Annotated in this window: 12 protein-coding genes; 11 read left to right on the top strand and 1 reads right to left on the bottom strand. The window is 35.5% G+C overall.

The window, feature by feature from the left end; all coding sequences use genetic code 11:
- The first annotated feature begins 133 nt into the window (after nucleotides 1-133).
- From HF990_RS07735 to HF990_RS07705, 7 genes are all read left to right on the top strand, one after another.
- A complete protein-coding gene (locus tag HF990_RS07735; RefSeq protein ID WP_168412351.1) occupies nucleotides 134-1,084 on the top strand; it encodes a C40 family peptidase in 951 nt (316 codons plus the stop codon).
- A gap of 224 nt (nucleotides 1,085-1,308) precedes the next feature.
- Entirely contained in the window at nucleotides 1,309-3,270 is a 1,962-nt protein-coding gene (locus tag HF990_RS07730) for an N-acetylmuramoyl-L-alanine amidase (protein WP_168412350.1), read from the top strand.
- Nucleotides 3,271-3,631: 361 nt separating this feature from the next.
- Nucleotides 3,632-4,543: a C40 family peptidase gene (locus HF990_RS07725; RefSeq protein WP_168412349.1), complete on the top strand. Its 912-nt coding sequence runs from the start codon at nucleotides 3,632-3,634 to the stop codon at nucleotides 4,541-4,543.
- 296 nt (nucleotides 4,544-4,839) lie between these two features.
- Nucleotides 4,840-6,297: an N-acetylmuramoyl-L-alanine amidase gene (locus tag HF990_RS07720; RefSeq protein ID WP_168412348.1), complete on the top strand. Its 1,458-nt coding sequence runs from the start codon at nucleotides 4,840-4,842 to the stop codon at nucleotides 6,295-6,297.
- A gap of 182 nt (nucleotides 6,298-6,479) precedes the next feature.
- Nucleotides 6,480-7,904: an MBOAT family O-acyltransferase gene (locus tag HF990_RS07715; protein WP_168412347.1), complete on the top strand. Its 1,425-nt coding sequence runs from the start codon at nucleotides 6,480-6,482 to the stop codon at nucleotides 7,902-7,904.
- A 48-nt stretch (nucleotides 7,905-7,952) separates the two neighbouring features.
- Nucleotides 7,953-9,131: a DHHW family protein gene (locus HF990_RS07710; RefSeq protein WP_168412346.1), complete on the top strand. Its 1,179-nt coding sequence runs from the start codon at nucleotides 7,953-7,955 to the stop codon at nucleotides 9,129-9,131.
- A 392-nt stretch (nucleotides 9,132-9,523) separates the two neighbouring features.
- On the top strand, nucleotides 9,524-10,810 hold the full coding sequence (locus tag HF990_RS07705; RefSeq protein WP_168412345.1) for an oligosaccharide repeat unit polymerase: 1,287 nt from the start codon (nucleotides 9,524-9,526) through the stop codon (nucleotides 10,808-10,810).
- A gap of 1,045 nt (nucleotides 10,811-11,855) precedes the next feature.
- On the opposite strand, the gene HF990_RS07700 is transcribed toward HF990_RS07705, so the two are convergent.
- The gene (locus HF990_RS07700; protein ID WP_168412344.1) at nucleotides 11,856-13,769 is read right to left on the bottom strand and encodes an S-layer homology domain-containing protein; all 1,914 of its coding nucleotides are present in this window, start codon (nucleotides 13,767-13,769) and stop codon (nucleotides 11,856-11,858) included.
- Between the two features lie 198 nt (nucleotides 13,770-13,967).
- Here HF990_RS07700 and HF990_RS07695 point away from each other — a divergent pair, with 198 nt between their 5' ends.
- The 4 genes from HF990_RS07695 to murJ all read left to right on the top strand — a co-directional run bounded on the left by HF990_RS07695 (nucleotide 13,968) and on the right by murJ (nucleotide 20,227).
- On the top strand, nucleotides 13,968-16,244 hold the full coding sequence (locus HF990_RS07695; protein WP_168412343.1) for an S-layer homology domain-containing protein: 2,277 nt from the start codon (nucleotides 13,968-13,970) through the stop codon (nucleotides 16,242-16,244).
- Between the two features lie 208 nt (nucleotides 16,245-16,452).
- A complete protein-coding gene (locus HF990_RS07690) occupies nucleotides 16,453-17,598 on the top strand; it encodes a polysaccharide pyruvyl transferase family protein (RefSeq protein WP_016837957.1) in 1,146 nt (381 codons plus the stop codon).
- Nucleotides 17,595-18,695 (top strand): glycosyltransferase, encoded by a 1,101-nt coding sequence (locus tag HF990_RS07685; protein WP_168412342.1) that lies wholly within the window; start codon nucleotides 17,595-17,597, stop codon nucleotides 18,693-18,695. Before HF990_RS07690 ends, HF990_RS07685 begins: the two co-directional genes overlap by 4 nt.
- Nucleotides 18,692-20,227 (top strand): murein biosynthesis integral membrane protein MurJ, encoded by a 1,536-nt coding sequence (gene murJ / locus HF990_RS07680; RefSeq protein ID WP_016837959.1) that lies wholly within the window; start codon nucleotides 18,692-18,694, stop codon nucleotides 20,225-20,227. Before HF990_RS07685 ends, murJ begins: the two co-directional genes overlap by 4 nt.
- Nucleotides 20,228-20,850: the final 623 nt, after the last annotated feature.

Genomic DNA, 20,850 nt, shown 5'->3' with positions numbered 1-20,850 from the left:
GATTTCGGTATTTTCTGTTATATAGCAAAAAAGTTACACAATTGAAAAATTACTAGAGTCCAATCTATGATAGTCTATTAACTGTGAGTATATAGTAACGGATTTAGCAATGTTCGAAAGGGGCCGAGTGTTCGTGAAAAAGAAATGGTTGTTATCGATTTTTACATCGTTCTTACTTGTATCAGGTTTCGGTGCAAACAGCACAGCACAAGCAGCAACAGTGGATGAATTAACAAATACAGCGAAGCAATACATAGGAGCGCCATATAAATATGGTGGGACGAATATTAAAACGGGGATCGATTGTTCAGGATATACAAGATATGTATTTTCCCAATTAGGCATTTCATTAAAGCGCACTTCCAAAGAACAATACACACAAGGCACAGCTGTCTCCAAAAGCGATTTACAACCTGGAGATTTGGTATTTTTCAATACTTCAGGCAAAGGAGTTTCCCACGTCGGAATTTATTTGGGGGATAACAAGTTCATTTCCGCTACTACATCTGGCGGAGTGGAAATCGATAGTCTAAACGATCCGTACTACTGGGGCTCCCGTTATGTTGGTGCAAGACGTGTTGCGGAATTTACAACTGAAGATGTGGAAAAAATTCAAGCTGAACAAGCAAAAGTGGAAGTAAAAGAAGCTGCAATCGATTTTAGCATTGTTGTATCCCGCGGTGAAGCTGCAATCCGACTTGCTGAAGCATTAAACTTAGATACAACTGATCAAAATTCACCATTTATTGATGTGAAGCCAGAATCTAAATATGCTGGTGCAACAACGGCCTTAAATAAATTAAATATCTTTACTGGAGATTCAAATGGAAAATTTAACCCAGGTTCACCGATTACTCGTGGTCAATTAGCAAAAGCATTAGTGATAGCGTATGGTTTAGAATTAAAAGGTGAGCCAGCAACATTTGCTGATGTTTCTAAAGAACATTGGGCATACGAATATGTAGCTATTTTAGCTTCCAATGGCATTGCGACTGGTAGAGAAGACGGAACATTTGGAGTAGACGAATACGCAACTTTCGAACACTTGGATACTTTCATTGAACGTATTAAAAATGCACAATAATCCATATTAGCTACCAACTTTTCTTGTAGGAAATTAAATAAATTTATAAGTAGAGAGGTTTAACGAACCTCTCTTTTTTTATCATTAAGCGAGAACTTCTTCATTCCAGAATCGTTAATAGATTATATAAGGATAAATTTAGGGAAACAGGTAGAAAAGACTGATGAATGAAAATAATTCTTTTGATAGAATAAAATTACTATCTTAGAAGGGCGGGAAATGTATTGTCTTTAAAAAAAATAAGTTTATTAATAGGTTTTATACTTTGTTTATCTTTATTCAATATACATACAACTAGTGCAAAAGTTCAGTTTGTCGATGTTCCACCATCTTATGATGCCTATGAAGAAATCCAATATTTAATTAACTTAGGTGCTATTAAAGGGTATGAAACGGAAAATGGAACATATTATAAACCACATCAACCAGTTACGAGAGGACAAGCTGCCAAAATGGTAGTCATTTCTTCTGGGTTGCAACCGTTGAAAGTAAAACAATCTTCTTTTAAAGATGTACAAACTGGGACAGAACTTTCAGGTTATGTGGAAAGAGCAGTAAAAGAAGGATATTTTTCAGCTTTTAAAAATGGAGAATTTGGTCCTTACGTTAACTTAACTCGCCAAGAAATGGCGAAAGTTTTAGCAACTGCCTTTCAATTAGATGTGGAGAAGTACGCAAACTTAACGGTACCTTTTAAAGATATCAGTCCGAAACATCCTTATTACAAATACATTTCTGCAATTTATTACAACGGTATTACGAAAGGGAGTCCTTCCGGTAAAGAACGCGTATTTATGCCGGAATCTTCCGTTACACGTGGACAATTTGCTTCCTTTATTGCCCGAGCAAAAGAGGAAAAATATCGATTAGAATTACCAGTGCAAGGCGTACAAGTTCCGAATGAAAAAGATGCTATTGGAACAGTGGCGGCGACAGTTGATTACTTAAATGTCCGCACTTCAACCGATACATCAACAAACGCTAATCGAATTGGCCAAATCAATAAAGGAACTAAACTCCCTTTATTTGAAATTCAACCTGGTTGGTTTAAAGTGATGTATAAAGATCAATATGCCTATATTTCAAGAGATTACGCTCAAGTAGTGGATGAGGCTGGACAACCTCTCGGAAAAGTGCAGAAACATGTGATTGCAGTTGGAAAAGTGAACGTTTATAAATCTAGCAATACCAATTCAAAAGTGATAGGTTCTTTTAACGCTGACGAGCAAATACCGGTTTATAAAACAGTAGGTGATTGGTATTTAACAGAAAAGGACGGGGTTCCTGGATACGTTCAAGCTTCTGCTACGAAACAACCGGTTGTGGAGAAGCCTGTTGATCCACCTGTAAAAGATCCAGTAGAAACGCCGCCTGTGAAAGATCCTGTAGATAAAGACCCAGTTGTTGAAACACCTACTTATACGACTAACACAATTGGTCGTGTTACAACGAATGCATTAAATATTCGAGAGAAAGCAGACGCTACTTCTAATTCTCTTGGAACATTAAATAAAGGAGAAATAGTGGCTGTTCATTCGATTAGTGGGAACTGGGCAAATATTACAACGAAAAATGGCACGAAAGGCTATGTGCATAAAACGTATTTAAAACTTATCAATCAAAAAGGTAGTCCAGTAAAAGATCGCGTGATTATTATTGATGCGGGGCACGGTGGTAAAGATCCAGGTGCAGCAAGTAACGGAGCGGTGGAAAAGGAAATAACTTTAAAAGTTGCAACAGTTGTGAAAAATAGATTAGAAGCAGATGGTGCAAAAGTTATTATGACTAGAACGGGAGATACGTACCCGACGTTAGAAGATCGTGTGAAAATTGCGCTTAATAATTACGCGGAAGTGTTTGTGAGTATACACGTAAACTCTGCTTCAAATGAGAGTGCAAAAGGTACAGAAACGTACTATAGCGTTGCGGGTAACGTGAATATTGAAGAAGATGAAACATTGGCAAAAGCCATTAACGATCAAATTGTGAAAAATGCAGATATGAAAGATCGTGGTGTGAAAAAGCAAGATTACTATGTAATTCGCAATATGATTCTTCCTTCCGTGTTAGTAGAATTAGGATTTATTACAAATCCTGAAGACCGTGCAAAATTGACAGATCATGAATATGTCGAAATCTTTGGTGATTCAATTTATAAAGGAATCGTAGAGTATTATCAAAAATAATAATTGGGCTTGCGTTAGAAATTCAAGAAAGCGAATTGAGAAAAACGATGTGTTTTCCAATTCGCTTTTTTATTTTTCAAGACAACTTTATTATTACCTGGAATTCAACCCTTATTTTTAATAAAAATCCAACATTATCCTCTTTGGTTTTTGATTATTATCAAAAAAATATTACATCTAGATTACAAATGCTGCTCGAAAATAACAATTTTCTCTATAATGATCAAATTTTCTTTTCTAATCGATTTATTTCTGCAATAACGAAATATAAAACGTTACATAAATGAAAAATCACAGGGACAGGATTTATGGTAGGCTCGAAATAGATTGCGAACAGAGGAAATTGAAGGAGGAATTGACAGTGAAAAAAAAGTGGTTAATTCCAGTATTTGCATCATTCATGATTTTTACATCTCCTTTGATTGATGCAGAAGCTGCAACACCACAAGAATTGGTTTCAACAGCTAAACAATACATAGGCGTACCGTATGCTTGGGGCGGCACTACATCGAGTGGATTTGATTGCTCTGGATTCACGCAAAAAGTATTTGCTGATTTAGGATACCAATTAAATCGAACATCTGCTGGACAATTTGCTCAAGGGACAGCCGTTTCAAAACAACATTTACAAATTGGAGATTTAGTATTCTTTAATACATCAGGACAAGGTGTTTCCCATGTAGGGATTTATATAGGAAACAATCAATTTATTAACGCTTCTTCAAGTAAAGGGGTAAGCATTGCTTCATTGGATAATAGCTACTGGAAAAATCGCTATGTTGGTGCAAAACGAGTAATCGATTTTTCGAAGCAACAAGCTTCTGAAGTGAAAAATGCATCGGTTGATTTGGGCTTTTATGCCTCTCGCGGGAAAGTAGCTCTTCGATTGGCAGAAGGACTAGGGCTTGATACTTCCGATACGAACTCTCCATTTATCGATGTAAAGTCGACAGATTATGTAGCAGGAGCCGCAACAGCCCTAAATAAATTGAGAATTTTTGAAGGGAATGAGCAAGGAAAATTCAATCCGAATTCCCCAATTACTCGCGCACAAATGGCGAAGGTTCTAACAGTTGCCTTCAATTTAAAACCAACTGGAAAAAACACTGTGCAATTCCGGGATGTGGATCAAAATCATTGGGCATATGACTATATTACAATTTTAGCTCAACATGGCATTACGATTGGAAAAGGAAATGGCTTATATGGACCGAATGACTATGTGACACTTACACAGTTGGAGACTTTTATACAGCGTGCGGTTAGTAAATAATTTTTGAGTGGTTCTGCATTGCTAGAAAAGAGAAGAACTTTAATTGGTTTTGAAATTCTTCTCTTTTATTGAAGCAGTGCAGAAATTTGTTTATTAAGGAATTTTTTTAAGAAATATTGTGCAATAAAGAAGAAATAGACCGCTAAATCGAGAGGAAATTCTTATGAAAAAATACTAATAATCTATTTTTTATTCCAAAAAAATGGAGTGATTGCTTTAAATTTCATCAAAAAAATGTTATCAATGGTAATAGTGGATAACATTTTGGACTAATTGGAGGGAGGAATACAAAAGGAATGTCTTTGAAAAAAACGAGTATTCTATTTTCATTTTTAGCCATTGCAATATTTGCTATATTCAGTTCAGAGGCATATGCAAGCCAGAGATTTGCAGACGTCCCTTCAACCCACGAAGCATTTCATCAAATCAACTATTTGGAAGATAGGGGCATCATTGAAGGGTATTCAGAAAATGGGACACGAGTGTTCAAATTATATCAACATGTTACCCGTGGACAAGCTGCAAAAATGGTTGTATTAGGTGCAGGTTATAAACCATTGAAAGTAACACAATCTTCCTTTATCGACATTGATCCAAAAACAGAACCGGAATTGTCTGGATATGTTGAAAGGGCAATGAGTCTAGGTTTATTTAACGAGGTACCGGATAAACGATTTAAACCGCACACACCACTTACTCGAGGAGAAATGAGTAAAGTTGTGGCAACTGCTTTCAAATTAGATTTAGAAGAATATGCTTCTTATCCATCACCATTCTGCGATATTACTTCGGATCATCCGTATTTTAAATATATTAATGCCCTATACTACAATGGTATTTCTCAAGGAAGTAAAGGAAAATTTAACCCAGATAGTTATTTAACAAGAATGCAATTTTCTTTATTTGTTGCGCGGGCAATGGATAAGCAATTCCGTTTAACCGTAAAACCTGTCAACGCTCAAAATCCATGCCAACATCAAACAGCTCCAGAAAAAACAGATACGATTGGTCGAGCAACAGTAAATAATTTAAATGTTAGAAGTGAAGCGAATGATCGTTCCGAGATAATTGGGAAATTGAATCGTGGAGATGAAATATATGTCATTTCAATTGATGGTTGGTGGGCGAAAGTAAACTACCAAGGTTCTATTGGATATGTACATAAAACCTATTTAAAATTGTTAAGCCAAAGCGGTTCTAAAGTTAAAAATCGCATTATTGTCCTTGACCCTGGCCATGGTGGAAAAGATCCGGGCACAGTAAAAGGGAAATACGCAGAAAAACGCATAGCCTTAGCTGTTGCCAATGTTGTGAAGCGGAAGTTAGAAAATGATGGTGCAATTGTTTATATGACGCGCGAAGGAGATACATATCCTACATTGCAAGATCGAGTAGATTTTGCTCATAAACACTATGCCGAAATGTTCGTCAGCATTCATGTAAATTCAGCGTCAAGTTCTAGCGCTAAAGGAACGGAAACTTATTATAGTATTTCAGCGAATGATAACGAATTAGAAGATCGCGCTCTTGCAACCAATATTAATAATGAAATTGTAAAGCAAGCGAATATGCAAAATCGAGGAGTAAAACGAGCTGACTATTATGTAATTCGACATTCCGTCTTTCCTTCTGTATTAGTAGAATTAGGTTTTATCACAAATAACGAGGACCTTTCAAAACTTGTAAATAGCAATTATCAACAAGTATTTGGAAACGCTATTTATCAAGGAATCGTTCATTATTATAGTAATTAAAGATCAGCAGGAATTTTCTTGCTGATTTTTTCTTTAAACACCAACCTATATAATTAAAGATAGCACTGATGAAGACTTTAGTTTACAATGAACAAAGTAGAGATTTTTGACATAAGTCAATAGGTTATGACGAATTTCAACGAAAAAACTAAACACTATTTTATAAGTATTGGGGTAATACCATGGTTTTCAGTAGTTTAGTGTTTTTATATTTATTTTTACCTTTGATAATCATTGCATATTTCTTATTCCCAAAAAGTTTTCGCAACATATTGTTATTGATTGCGAGCTTGATTTTCTATGCGTGGGGGGAACCTAGGTACGTCTTTTTAATGCTCATCTCCATACTGGTGAATTATGTGATGGGGATTGTCATTGATCAGACGCCACCTTCAGCTAAGAAGAAGCGTTTGTTGATTCTGACGCTTGTTATCAATATTGCGATTTTAGGTTATTACAAATATGCGGGCTTTTTCATTGGGATATGGGAAGATTTATTCCATGTAGACATTGCATTTGAGGAAGTTCCTCTTCCGATTGGAATCTCTTTCTACACGTTCCAAGCGATGAGCTACATTATTGACGTATACAGACAAGAAGTAAAAGCCCAGCGAAATTTAATTGATTTATCTCTATTTATTTCTTTATTCCCTCAGCTTGTGGCGGGTCCAATTGTACGTTATCAAACGATTGCTGATCAAATTAAGCACAGAATTATACAAAATGAAGATGTAATGATTGGTACTCGCAGGTTTATTCAAGGGTTAGCGAAAAAGGTGTTAATCGCCAATCCAATGGGCGCTGTTGCAGACCAATGTTTCGCACTCTCAGGTGATAGCTTAACGACAGGGACAGCTTGGATTGGAATCATTGCTTATACGCTACAAATTTATTTTGATTTCTCTGGATACAGCGATATGGCCATTGGATTAGCTCGCATTTTTGGATTTAAGTTTTTGGAAAACTTCAATTATCCATATATTAGTCAAACGATAACAGAATTTTGGCGCAGATGGCATATTTCGTTAAGCCATTGGTTTAGAGATTATGTCTACTTCCCGTTAGGTGGAAGCCGCGTCGATGCCCAGTGGAAAGTGTATCGAAATTTATTAGTCGTATGGACATTAACAGGATTTTGGCACGGTGCCAGCTGGACATTCATGGCTTGGGGATTTTATTACGGAGTATTAATTTGCTTAGAAAAGTGGTTTTTATTGAAATGGTTAAACAAAATTCCAAGAGTGTTCCGCCATGTATATGTTTTACTGATTGTTATGGTCGGTTGGGTATTTTTCCGTGCAGATGATTTTGCTTATTCTTTTGAGTACATTCAAACAATGTTCTTTTTAAATGATGTTCCTTTGTATGATTATCAAACATTGTTGTTTTTGAATGATTATGCGATTTATTTTGCACTTGGAATCATCTTCTCAATGCCGATTTATCAATTGTATTTAAAATGGAGTGAACAAAAGGCCGAGGAAAACAGCGGTTATTATATTTCACTACAACTCGTACAGACAGTGTATTATTTAATCATCGTTGCGATTGTTACAATGTTTTTAGTGAATTCAACACATAATCCGTTCATTTATTTTAGATTCTAATCGTTGCTTGCAAGTTTGTTTATTAATGCATAGATGCTAGGTGATAAGATGAAAAAATTAGAATTGCTGTTGCCCATTAGTTTCTTCATCGTTATATTTGGCGTGTTTGTCTGGCATGCCTTCATTCCGGATCAAAAAGTATCTGAAATGGAAAACCGTAATTTGACGGTGCTAAATAAACAGCCAACAATGGAACAAATCTTTTCAGGCGAATATTCGAAACATCTTGAGGAGTATTTTACGGATCAGTTTCCAAAGCGAGACGAATGGCTAAAAAATTATATTTTATTACAAAAATTTACTGGGAAAGTCTATTTTAATGATAAGTATTATGTGGAAGAAGATGGTTGGATTGCTGCTAAACCAGTAGTGGAAATGGAAGATGAATCGGTTAGAAATTTCGTCAATGAATTAACGGACATTTCCAAAGAATTGACAGCAGCGGGCATACCTTTTACTTATTATTCTTTTCCTGCAAAAGCCACATATATTTTGAAAGCTCCTGACTATATGCCAGAGGATGTTGGACAAGTAAGAAATCAAAAAGTCCATGAATTATTGAAGGAACAATATGTAGATGAAGTTCGTTTAATAGATTACATAGACAATACAATTTCGGTCGAAGAAATGTATTTTAAAACAGATCATCATTGGACGATGAGAGGAGCATATGCGGCTTATGAAGCATTGATTCGAACGTTAAACGAAAGAATGGACTGGGCTCTATCCCCAATGCCATATGATGAAAACAACAATGTATGTCTGAAAAATGAATTTTTAGGTTCTTGGAATAAAATTTTGGCGATGACGGTAGAGCATGATGATCAAATTTGTTACAATGAGCCAATTGATTTTTCAGAGATTTTAACGATTTATGAGAGAACGGCTACGAGAGAATTTCAAGTGGATGTAGAGCAAATTTATGGAGTGGCAAAGGGGTTTGACGAATCACGGCCAGTCAACTATAGCGAGGGATATAGTCGCGACTTTTTAGAATTGAATATTTTTAATGAAAAACCTCAAGTGGACAAGCATCTTGTAGTGATTAAAGATTCTTATTTTAATCCAATTCAATTTCATGTGGCTTCTCATTTCCGTCAGTTGACGGTGATTGATTTACGCTATTTTGATAAGCCGCTAATTGAATATTTGTTGGAAATTCAACCAGATTACGTTGTTTTAGCGTATAATGACCGAAATATGAATGTTTATCTAAAAAATGAATAAATTTTGCATCGTTTGCTTTTCATAATTGTTTCAAGCTCAGCCATACTGAAATTAGAAAGTTAGAAGAGAAAATGTTGTGGCAGACAGGAATTATTATTTAAACATAATAACTTCCTATTTGCCATATTTTATCTCAACTCATTAGTATTACCAAGTGCCTCTATCGAAAATACATTTGCGAATCGATTTTATCTAATGTAAAATGCATGAATGTGGATGAGGGACTAGTGAGCTATCTGAAATTGTTAATGCATTGAAATCTACTTATTTTTTGATAGAAATGAATCAAGCACTTTATTGTGCTATAATAGCCTTTGATTTGTCGAAAAAAATACATAATGAAGAGAGGGAAATGAAGAGCATCCAATTGCAATCGATGTTCGCAATGGTTTATGAAAGATAGGATAAAAGCAACCGTAAAGAATATAAATAAAATAGATACTTTTTCGCCATATTTCTTTTTACCTTTTATTTTAATGGCTTATTTTGTCATTAGTTTATTTGACTTCTGGCGATTTGATTTATTTAATGTTAGAAAATCGATTTGGCCGGCAGTCATTTTGTCCGTTCTTTGTTATTACATAGGTGTATATATTGCTGACCGAAGAAATTGGACATTGCCAACGTTTGGGCTGTCTAAGTTAAGTAAATTTATTGTTCATTTTATTGTCATCTTAACTACAATCGGTTTAGTGGCGTACGTATTGATGATTGCCCAAGGAATGATCGGGCTTTCTGATGAATCTGTTCGTCGAAATTTAGACCCGAAATTAAATTTCTTCAGCCATTTATTATGGTACGGGGTATTGTTGCTCCTTTCTTATAAAATGATTAAAGAAAAAAACATGACAATGAAAAAAGCATTCGTTTATGCTGGGTTATATGGTGTAGTGATGTTCCTATTTTTATTAATGGGATATAGAACACCATTAGCGTTAATGTTATTTACAGGCTTTATCGTATTCCATTATGTGGTGAAGCGAGTTAAGCTCACTTGGTTCCTTACGTTTCTTACAGTTGTTGCAATATCATTTGCTTTATTCGGATTTTTCCGAGTTGTAATGGAAGATACATCACAAGAATTTAATACGCGAGAACAACCAGATCGCGAGCATTTAGAGGAAGATGAATTAGAGAAGTTATTAACTGCTGAAGACAGAGTAAATGCGACACCAAAATGGATTTTAGCTTTAAATGGTGAAATGGTTACAGGTCATATTGTGTTAAGTAAAATTATTGAGTATACCGAAGAAGAAGGGTATCTCGGTGGAGAAATCCATAAAGGCATTTTTAGTACAGTATTACCAGGTGAACAAATTTCACCTCGTATGCAAGTAACTGAAGTAGTGAACTCCTTAAGCGTTGAAGAAGGGAAGTATATTACTCGTCCTGGTAGAACGACAACCCCAACATTCATTGGACAATTGTATTTAGATGGCGGCTATATACTTGTAATTATTGGCTTCTTGCTTTATGGTGCACTTGTATCAATGCTTTATAATAAGGTGAAACAAGCAGGCGTAAAAAGCTTCCACACAATTGCATACGCTTTTGTATTAACTTTATTTACCGTAACCATTCATACAGGGTTACTAGATTTAATTTTCATCTTAATGCTAGGCTTCGTAATCCTTGCTTCAGCAATTAGCAAGACTGATAAGGATCGGGTAATGTTATAGCTTTAGGTAGTTTTTGGACGAATAGATTTATACTCGTGTTTTGAGTGTATTGACACCTTTTGAATGAAGCGATTCATTCAAAGGGTGTTTTTTAATTGCACGGATTGTTGGTTGGATTAGCTGACAAGATAAGGGTAGGGATTATATGCAGCATGAGGAGCTATCCGCACGTGCAAAAGTAGGGAGTTAATGCGAACGAGTTAGGAGATTATCTGCACAAGTAGGGAGTTTATTCGAACGAGTTAGGAGATTATCTGCACAAGTAGGGAGTTTATTCGAACGAGTAGGGGATTAATCTACACATGAGAAGGGGGATCTGCCCGAGCAGGGGATATATTTACATAAGGAAGAGGTTTATCCACTCGAGTTAGATGTAAATGTGCACAAGAGAAAGGGTTAAGATGTTTTTCTATTCCAGCAAATGAGCTAACCACACGATTGAACGAATTCCGAATAGATATATGGAGTGTATCTAAATAAGAAAAAATTGTAAGTAAAAACCGAGAAATCACTTTAGTAAAGATAAGATAATAGTCAAATTCAAAGAGATAATAGCCATCTCGCCCTTGATAATAGTCAATCTAGATAAAATAATAGCCGAAGCCAAAAATTTGCTCCAGCAGAGATGGAATAATAGTCAAAATCAAAGAGATAATAGCCAACTCGGCCGAGATAATAGTCAACCCAGATAAAATAATAGCCAAAGCCAAAAATTCGCTCCAGTAAAGATAAGATAATAGTCAAAACCAAAGAGATAATGGCCAACTCGGCCGAGATAATAGTCAATCTAGGTAAAATAATAGCCAAAGCTAAAAATTCGCTCCAGCAGAGATAAGATAATAGTCAAAATCAAAGAGATAATAGTCAACTCACCTGAGATAATAGTCAATCTAGATAAAATAATAGCCAAAGCCAAAAAATCAAGATTCTCTATCAAGTTTGTATTTCGCCCGAATGTAAACGCAAAGTGTCTATAAGATAAAAAAAGTGAAATCGACTCGTTTATGTCGATTTCACTTTTTTAATTTCGAAGCAATCCTTACTTCTATTTAACAGTATCCAAAATGATAATGTATTGTGAGCTTACGTATGCGACTTTATGGTCACGGCTGTCTGGAATGATTTCATACCAACCGTTTGCTGCAAGGTTTGTGCTTGTAATAATGACTGGAATATTTGTCCGGCTGTATTGATAAATTGGCGTGTTGTTATAAGTTGTCGCTACAGAACGAACATTTAATCCTTCAATATTCGTTAATCCGATTGTATATGCGTTATTTGCATCTTTAAACCCTAAATATTTATCTGCACGGTAGTAGTGGCCAGCTGCTTTTGCACCCCAATAAGGATCGGATGCGTATTTCACATTAAATCCGATTCGTTTTGTTCCGAATACAGGACCGTGAGCGAATGGTGCATTTGCAGGAATGTAGTTTTTCCACCAGAATTTTTCCATCAGTTCACGAATGCTTGCTTCAGGAGAATCGAATTTCACCTTTAATGGATCAGTGTCATACACATACAAACCGAATAAGTTGTTGTATTGCTGCGCGTAATCACTCATCCCCATGTCGCTTTCGTGCATTGCAAGGGCAAGTATCATCATCGCATTAATCCCGTAGTCTTCTTCAATGGCTTTCAACTGTTTACCTAATCCTATCAATTTACTTTTCTTAGAAGCATCAACATAACGGCCGCCAGCTTTTTCTCGCTCTGCTAATGCGTATTGAATGTACTTGTCGATTTCTTCAGTTGAATACTGTGTTTTTGAGTGAACAGGTAGGAATTGGTAATAATTGTAATATGTAAACTTTTCCCCACCATTGTAGAAATTAATGCCGTCCCAGCTGTAGTATTTTACCCCAGGTTTCATTTGGCTTGGTGCTTTTCCATAAATATAGCTTGCTTTATCGTTTCCTGTTTTGTGATCTACTAGGACGTGTTTCATTTCTCCGCCAACGTTTAAGTAATAGTGGCGACCTTTTGATAAGGAGAAAGGAATTAATGATACAGTGTTTGCATCCACATATCCAACTTGTCCTGCTAAATTCACTTTCACACGGTTGCCTTCAGATTGAAGATATTGCATTTCTGTTTCTGAAGCTACGCTGATCTTATCTTTTACCGTTTCAGAGTCTAAAACCGTGTAAGATTTTGCAACGACGAAACCAGAACCTGGTTTCATGTATACGATGTTGTTATTTTTTGTAATAACATGAGTGTCTTTTGAAACGCTTTTTAATACAGCGTCGTAATCAAAAGAAGTTATTTTTGTAGAAACGAGTTGTCCACCTTGAATATCTTTTAATTCATATGGTCCAAAGTTTATCGCTTCTTGATTACCAGCTACCTCCATCATCCGAATGATGAACGTTGCAGCTTGTGATACCGGCGTATTTTTTAATGGATAAAAATACACGCCATCAGGCATTGTGGAACCTTGAATAATTCCCTTTTCTGCACCTGTTGCAACCGCAGAATAATATTCTTTATAAATTTCATGTTTATCTTTAAATTGCAAATCTTTCGCCGTGCTCGTAGGAATCTTTAAATGCTTCATTGCTCGCTCAATCATGACAGCCATATGTTGGCGAGTAATCGGATCATTCGGTTTGAATGTGCCGTCTTCATATCCGGTAATAATCCCTGATGCTGCGGCGTTTTGAATATCTTGATAATAGGGACTATTTGTTGGTACGTCCTTAAAATCAATATTCTCTTCAGCTTTTGGTAAGCCGATCACTCTGGAGATAAACGCTGCGAATTGGCCGCGTGTTACAGTAGCATTTGGATTGTAATTGCCATTCGCATCAGGCGTTAAAGCCCCTTTCATAATTAAATAGCGTAATCCCCGTTCATGATAGTTGCCTGTTACATCGTCTGCAGCTTGTACTTTGCCAGTTGAACAGAGCGAAAAAACTAGCAAAATACTGAAAGCCATTAATAGAAATTTTTTCATGTAGTACCTTCTCCTTTCTCTACCTCCCATACTAACAAATTTCTATTAAGTTATTAATAGGATAAATGGTCAATTATATGAATTTTATAATAATAATAGTGAAAAAAGTATTATTTTATATTTCTAGTGTTTTTCCTTTTATATTTATAGTTTAATATGATTTAATGGAAAAGAAATGAAAGTATGGGGGGAAGGAAGGTGAGGGCTCTTTTTGAGCAAAATCAAATGAAGAAAATTATTTCAATATTATTTGCTTTTGTGCTTTTGTTTGGGACTGTGGCACCTGCTCAAGCGAATCAATCAGTCAATGAGCAATATCCAGTGTCTTCTGGAGTGGTGTATAGTCAATATACATATAAAACTTCAAAAACAAATGTAATCAATCATCTATCAATTAATTTAAATGATCCATTTACGAAAGTAGATATTGGCTTACCTAGTGCTTACAATAAGCGAGAAACGGTAACGGCAATAGCAAATCGAGACTCTAAAGATGGTAATAGAGTAGTAGGAGCTATTAATGCTGCATTTTTCAATATGAGCGATGGGGTTCCATTGTTTTTAATTGCAAAAAATAATCGCATTATTAACGGTGGGGCGATCTCTGAAGGTGCGGATCAATATTTGAACGTTCCAACAGCTTTCGGTATCGATAAAAACGGACAAGGCATTATCGATTATTTTGATTTTCAAATTACGATGACGACAAATGGCCAATCGTATCAACTGACTGGCATGGACCGTGTTCGGAATGGCAATGAGGCCATCGTTTATACACCGAACTATTACAAAGGCTATACAGATAATAATCAATATGGATTCGACATTATTGTTGAAGGAGATACACCAATCGGAGAAATATATTTCGGAGATACGATTTCTGGGGTAGTGAAAGAAATCGCTCCTTATGGGGAATCAAAACATCCTATTCCGAAAAATGGTTTCATTCTATCTGTCCAAGGCGGCTCACCTTTAAGTAAAACGTTGTCTAGTTTACAAATTGGTCAACAGATTGATGTGAACTTTTCCATCGACTCAAAATGGCAAGATGCACAATTTATTGTTGCAACAGGGCCTTTTTTAGTGCGCGATGGTAAACCGTATATTATGATGAGCACTGCTTCTAGCCGAGCAAGAGAAGTAGCGCCTAGAACAGTTGTAGCAGTGAGTAAAGATAAGAAAACCGTTCATTTCATTACTGTAGATGGAAGACAGTCCCACAGTAAAGGGATGAATATGAAAGAACTTGCAGATTATCTAGTTTCTTTAGGAGTAGATACGGCCATTAACCTTGATGGTGGCGGTTCAACAACAATGGCAATGCGTAAATATGGAAGCAATGATGTAGTTGTCGTGAATAAACCATCAGGTGGGTCCCAACGTGCAGTACATGCGATTTTAGAAGCAATTAGCACTGCACCGCTTGGAGAGGCGAAAATAATGAAATTTACTCGTACAAATGTCGGTACGATGTTGGAAGGAACAAGTTCCACTGTCAGCGTACAATATGTACTGGACGAGTACTATAATCCGCTGCCAATTACTCCTGATTCTATTAGTCTAGCATCACAAAATGGAACTTTAACGATTAGTGGTACGACATTTACAACAACAAAAGCAGGACAAGATCGTATTTACATTATGTATAATGGAAAAGTCGTTCAATCTTTCCCAGTGACAATTGTTGATGCACCAAGTCAAATGACAATTAAAGGAGCACAAGAAGTAGTCGTTGGAGCAACGCAGAATTATACAGTTGAAGCAAAAGATGCGGAAGGTAAAAATTTAATTTATAATGCAAATCAAGTGAAATGGTCGGTAGAAGGAAATATCGGAACCATTACTTCTACAGGACAATTTAAAGCAACGACTGCAGGTAGCGGTAAAATTATTGCAACGTTAGGTTCAAAGACTGTTTCAATTCCTGTAAAAGTAAAAGAGAAAGTAATCTTTAAAGATGTCCCTACAAATCACCCATATTTCAATGAGATTAGTTATAGCGTAAAAAACAATATCGTCACAGGGTACAGTGATGGCACATTTAGACCGACAGAAAATATTTCCCGGGAGCATGCAGCTGTCATTTTAACGAGAGTTCTGAAATTAGATACGACAAATGTTCAAAATCCGAACTTCAAAGACGTTCCAACGAATTATCCTTATTACAAAGAAATTGCAGCGGCAGCAAACTACGGATTAGTGAGCGGTAAAAACGATGGCACTTTTGATCCTAAAGGTAAGCTGACGCGTGCACAAATGGCGAAAATTTTAGCGATTGCCTTTGAATTGCATGGTTCAGAAAGTAAATCAACAAAATTTAAAGATGTTCCAACAAATCATTGGGCATATCCTTATATCGATGCATTAGCTTATAGCAAAGTCACAACGGGATACGAAGATGGAACATTTAAACCAAATGAAAATATCAATCGTCAACATTTTGTTCTATTCGTATATCGTGCTATTCATCGTTAATTGAAGTTAGTAGAATGGTAGCTCTGTACTTTGTCATTTAACGTTGAATAGCCAACCTTATCTATAAAGGGGCATATCCCTTTGAATAGAAAAATCATAGAATGGGAAATCTAGGTTCATCATAAAAAAACTCTCCCCTACTTTGATGTGGAGGAGAGTTTTTATATGATATAATTGTTCATTATTAAGTTATAAAGGATGTAGGTTCATGAAAATCGGAATCGTAGGTAATTACGGTAATGATAACAACGGGGATGAATCGATTTTGCTCAGCATCATTATGCAGCTTGAGCAAGCATTTAATATCTCCCGTGAAGATATCACCGTTTTTAGCAATAACACTCAACAAACGAGTGAACAATATGGAGTTCAAAGCTATCCATTATATTATAAACGCAAAAATTTATATAAAACTTTTTATACTACATATCAATCGAATAAAAAATATGTTTCTCAATTTGATTTACTCATTATTGGTGGCGGCGGGATTTTAATGGATTTTTATCGCCGTGAAGCTCACCTATATAGCACATATGCACTGATGGCAAAGCATGCGAAAGTCCCATATATCGTTTACGGCTGTGGTGCTGGTCCTCTCGATACCATTACCGGTCGCCTAATGATTCGATTAATGTGTAAACATGCCTTCAATATTTCAGTGAGAGATCCAGAATCAAAAGACCTATTAGAAAAAATAGGTGTCAAAAAAGAAATTAAAGTGATTGGTGATCCTGCCTTTACTTTATACAGTCCAAAAGATAGCTATTCTAACGAGCCAAAGGAAGTCGCCGTATCTTGTGTTCCAATGTATAACGCGAACTATTGGCCATTTGGTGACGTCGACAAATATGAAAGTTACACTACTGGAATGGCTAAAAATTTAGATCATTTAATCGAAAAGGAACATGTCAATATTACCTTTTTCGCTACGAAATATCCTCAAGATGTCTATGTGACGAAGGATATTCAAAAGAAAATGAAGCATCAATCGAAGACAAAAATTATTGATGAGAATTTAAAACCGATGAAATTAATTGATGTGGTGAGTAAATACGATGCAGTCATCGGTACACGTTTGCACTCCTTAATTATTGCAACATGTTCTGCAACTCCAGTGATTGCGATTTCTTATCATCCAAAAGTAACCAATTTTATGAGATTAACAGGAAACGAAAAAAGATGTCTTACGATTGAAGATATTCAAAAGGATGAAATGATTATATCCCGTTCCTTTAGCGATATTCGAGAAAATTGGAAAGAAGTTGTGAGTGAAACGAAAAAAATTGCTGCAAAGGCATATGAAGAGGCGAGTAAAGGCAAAGAATTGATGATGAAGGCAGTGAAGGACAAATGAAAAAAGTATTTGTAATTAGCAATATGTATCCTTCAAAAGAACATCTCTCGTTTGGTATTTTCGTAAAAAATCAAGTGGAAGCACTGCGAAATTCGAATATTGATGTAATTGTCGCAGCAAATGATAATCCAAAGACAGGTAAGAAAAATACCATATTGAAATATAGTAAGTGGGCAAAAGAGGTTCTTTCGAAAGCTTTAAAATATAAAAAGGAAATTTCCATTACGCATGCTCATTACGTTTTTCCATCCGGTGTTTTTTCATTCATGATGAAGAAAATGTTCAATATTCCGTATGTGGTGACTGCCCATGGTGGCGATATTGAACGGATGGCGAAGAAAAGTGCCAGCATTCGCAATTGGACAGAAAAGATTTTACAAGAAAGCAGCTATGTAATTGCCGTTGGTCCAGTGTTAGCAGATCAAATTGAAAAGGATTATGGGATTCCTCGTGATCGAATTCTAGTTTGCAGTATGGGTGTGAATAGGCAACAATTCAAACCTGGAAATAAAGAAATAGTAAGAAAAGAATTAAATCTAGATGATGATGCCTTTATCTATTTATTTGTTGGGAATGTCATTAAGCAAAAAGGTGTAGAAGAGCTGTTAATTGCTTTCCAGCAAGTGAAAAAAGAGGCGAATCGAAAAGTAAAGCTTGTGATCATTGGTTCTCAACGAGATAGAAGTTTTGTGAATAGTCTATCGCCATTAATGGATGATGACGTGCTAATGTATGGACCAATGAAACAAAACGAGCTTGTGAAATGGTATCAAGCGAGCGATGTGTTTGTATTACCTTCGCATTTAGAAGGCTTCGGTTTAGTGGCTTTAGAAGCAATAGCTAGCGGAACGCCTGTCATTGCATCGGATGTTGGAGGTTTAACTTATTTATTAAAAGATGGTGCTGGGCATTTAGTAGAGCCAAAAAATCCGAAAGCGCTGGCTGATGAAATGTTCAATGCTCTAACGACACCAAAAGAACAGTATACCAATCAAGAGGCATGTGATGAGATTTTGCATATTCATGATGCTGATGAAATTACGAAACGTGTCATTAGGCTATATGAATCTGCGGTGAACGGAGGTTCTAGCCTATGAATAAATTTTTAAAAATCGTTGGAGCGGTAGCTATCATTAATATAGCAGCCCGCATCTTCGGGTTTTTCCGGGAAATGGCCGTTGGGTACCAGTACGGATTTTCCTATGCAGCGGACAGTATTTTTACCGCTTATATGGTGCCGAACTTTTTATATTTAGTAGTCGGCGGTGCTTTTACGACAGCTGTGATTTCTCTATATAATAGGAAAACGACGAACCAATCGGAATTTGTGAAACAGTCCTTCACGATTGTGTTAACCTCTGGAATCGTCATGACAGCGGTATTACTCCTATTTACCGACCCAATTATTAAAATGTTATTTGAGAATAATGAAGACATTGCACCTGATGCAATTGAATTAACGAAGCATTTATTTTACTGGATGATGCCTTCATCAATTTTCTTAATTCTCGCATCGTATTATAGCGGTTTACTAAATGTTCATAATAAATTTCATTTATCCAGTTTTTCGATTTTAATATATAATGTGGCGTTTCTAGTTATTGCAGTCGCATTATCTTTTGTGATTGGTCCAATCGCTTACGGTATAAGTGCTTTTGCCAGTTCCATCATTATGATTTACTTCTTAATTGTAGGTTATCGCAAGCTGGATTCTTCACATCCAATCGGAATCTCATTTAAACGAGATGCGACGACAAAAGACTTATGGATAATGGTTGTACCCATCATGATTGGTGGTGGAACAATTCAGATTTATGCCATGTTGCAACGTTTCTTTGCTCAGCTTTTAGGGTTTGGAGAAAGTGCGATTTCCGTTGTAAACTATGCTTCCCGTTTAACACAGTTTCCACAAACGATTTTAATTACAGCGGTGACGACGGTAATCTACCCAATATTAAGCCGCAAAGAAGCAGAAGATGATCATGAATCCATTAAAAGTTTATATAGCAGAGGGTTACGTTATTTAGTATTGTTGATGATTCCTGTATCCATATTTGCATATTTCTACGCGGAAAATATTATTCAAGTGATTTTTGAGTACGGAAATTTTACTAAAGAAGGAACTAAATTAACGACACCAGTAATGCAAATTTTCGTGTTATCTATGTTCTTCTTAGCTGCGAATACGTATATTACTCGTTTCTATTATGCAAAAGGAGACTCGATCGCTCCGGTTATTTTCAGCATCGTCAATGTATTCATCGTGAATATTGCGGTGATGTATTTACTTGCCGATTCAACAGGAGTTAATTCTATCGCTTGGGGTACGTTAATCAGTTCAGTTGTCAATACAGTGTTGCTAATTATCTATGCACACTTTAGATATGGATTGAAGCTAGGTAATGGAAAACTAAAGGATTTCTTCAAACTATCCATACCGCTTATTTTAATCGGTTGTATCACGTATTTATCGAGCAAATATCTCGTTTTTGATTATAAGTGGGTTACATTTATTACAGGATTGGTTATTTTCAGTGTAAGTACGATTGGTCTATTCATGCTGTTTAGAATAAAAGAAGTTGAGGACTATATTAACGGAATCAAAAAGAAGTATTTTAGCAATAAGTAATTAAATTAATTAGATTCAATCTTAAAGTTAAATCACAGGTTATAATGCTCAGTGAATTAATTGGATAATGAATAAGAAGTGGAATTTACTAACTTTATCGGGATTGTTTAAGATCCAACAATTCCCGATGGGTTATAGTAAATTCCACTTTTTTATTAATGGTGACATATTAATACGGTAGCCTACTATTTGCTATTGTAGGATAAATGAAATTTGCTAACATTAATTGTCGAAATTTAAGTTATATTAAGATATTATTAGTAAGTAATTAAATGGAAGAATAAGAAATTTAATGTTTTATTATTAATATAGGTATAAAATATTAAAATACATTTAATACATAATACCTAATGTATTGTGATAATAATACTAGATTATTTTTGCATTATTTTTTAAACATAGTTTGATTTTATCTACTTTTATGATTGAAAATTGTATTATTATGATAAATATCTTCAATTTAAAGTATTTCCATTTTATAATGAACTTGATTTAATAATAAAATGAAATGCCTCTTACGAAAAGTTCGAAACGTTATATTACTAAAACACTTTTTACGTAGTGGAAATATTGTCAACAAACGACTTTTTTCTTAAAAGAATATAATTCCGTAAGAGCCGATT

This window comes from Ureibacillus thermosphaericus (assembly GCF_012396605.1).
Lineage (GTDB): Bacteria > Bacillota > Bacilli > Bacillales_A > Planococcaceae > Ureibacillus > Ureibacillus thermosphaericus.
Note: the sequence above shows the minus strand (reverse complement) of the source record. Positions and strands in the feature narration are given on the sequence as shown.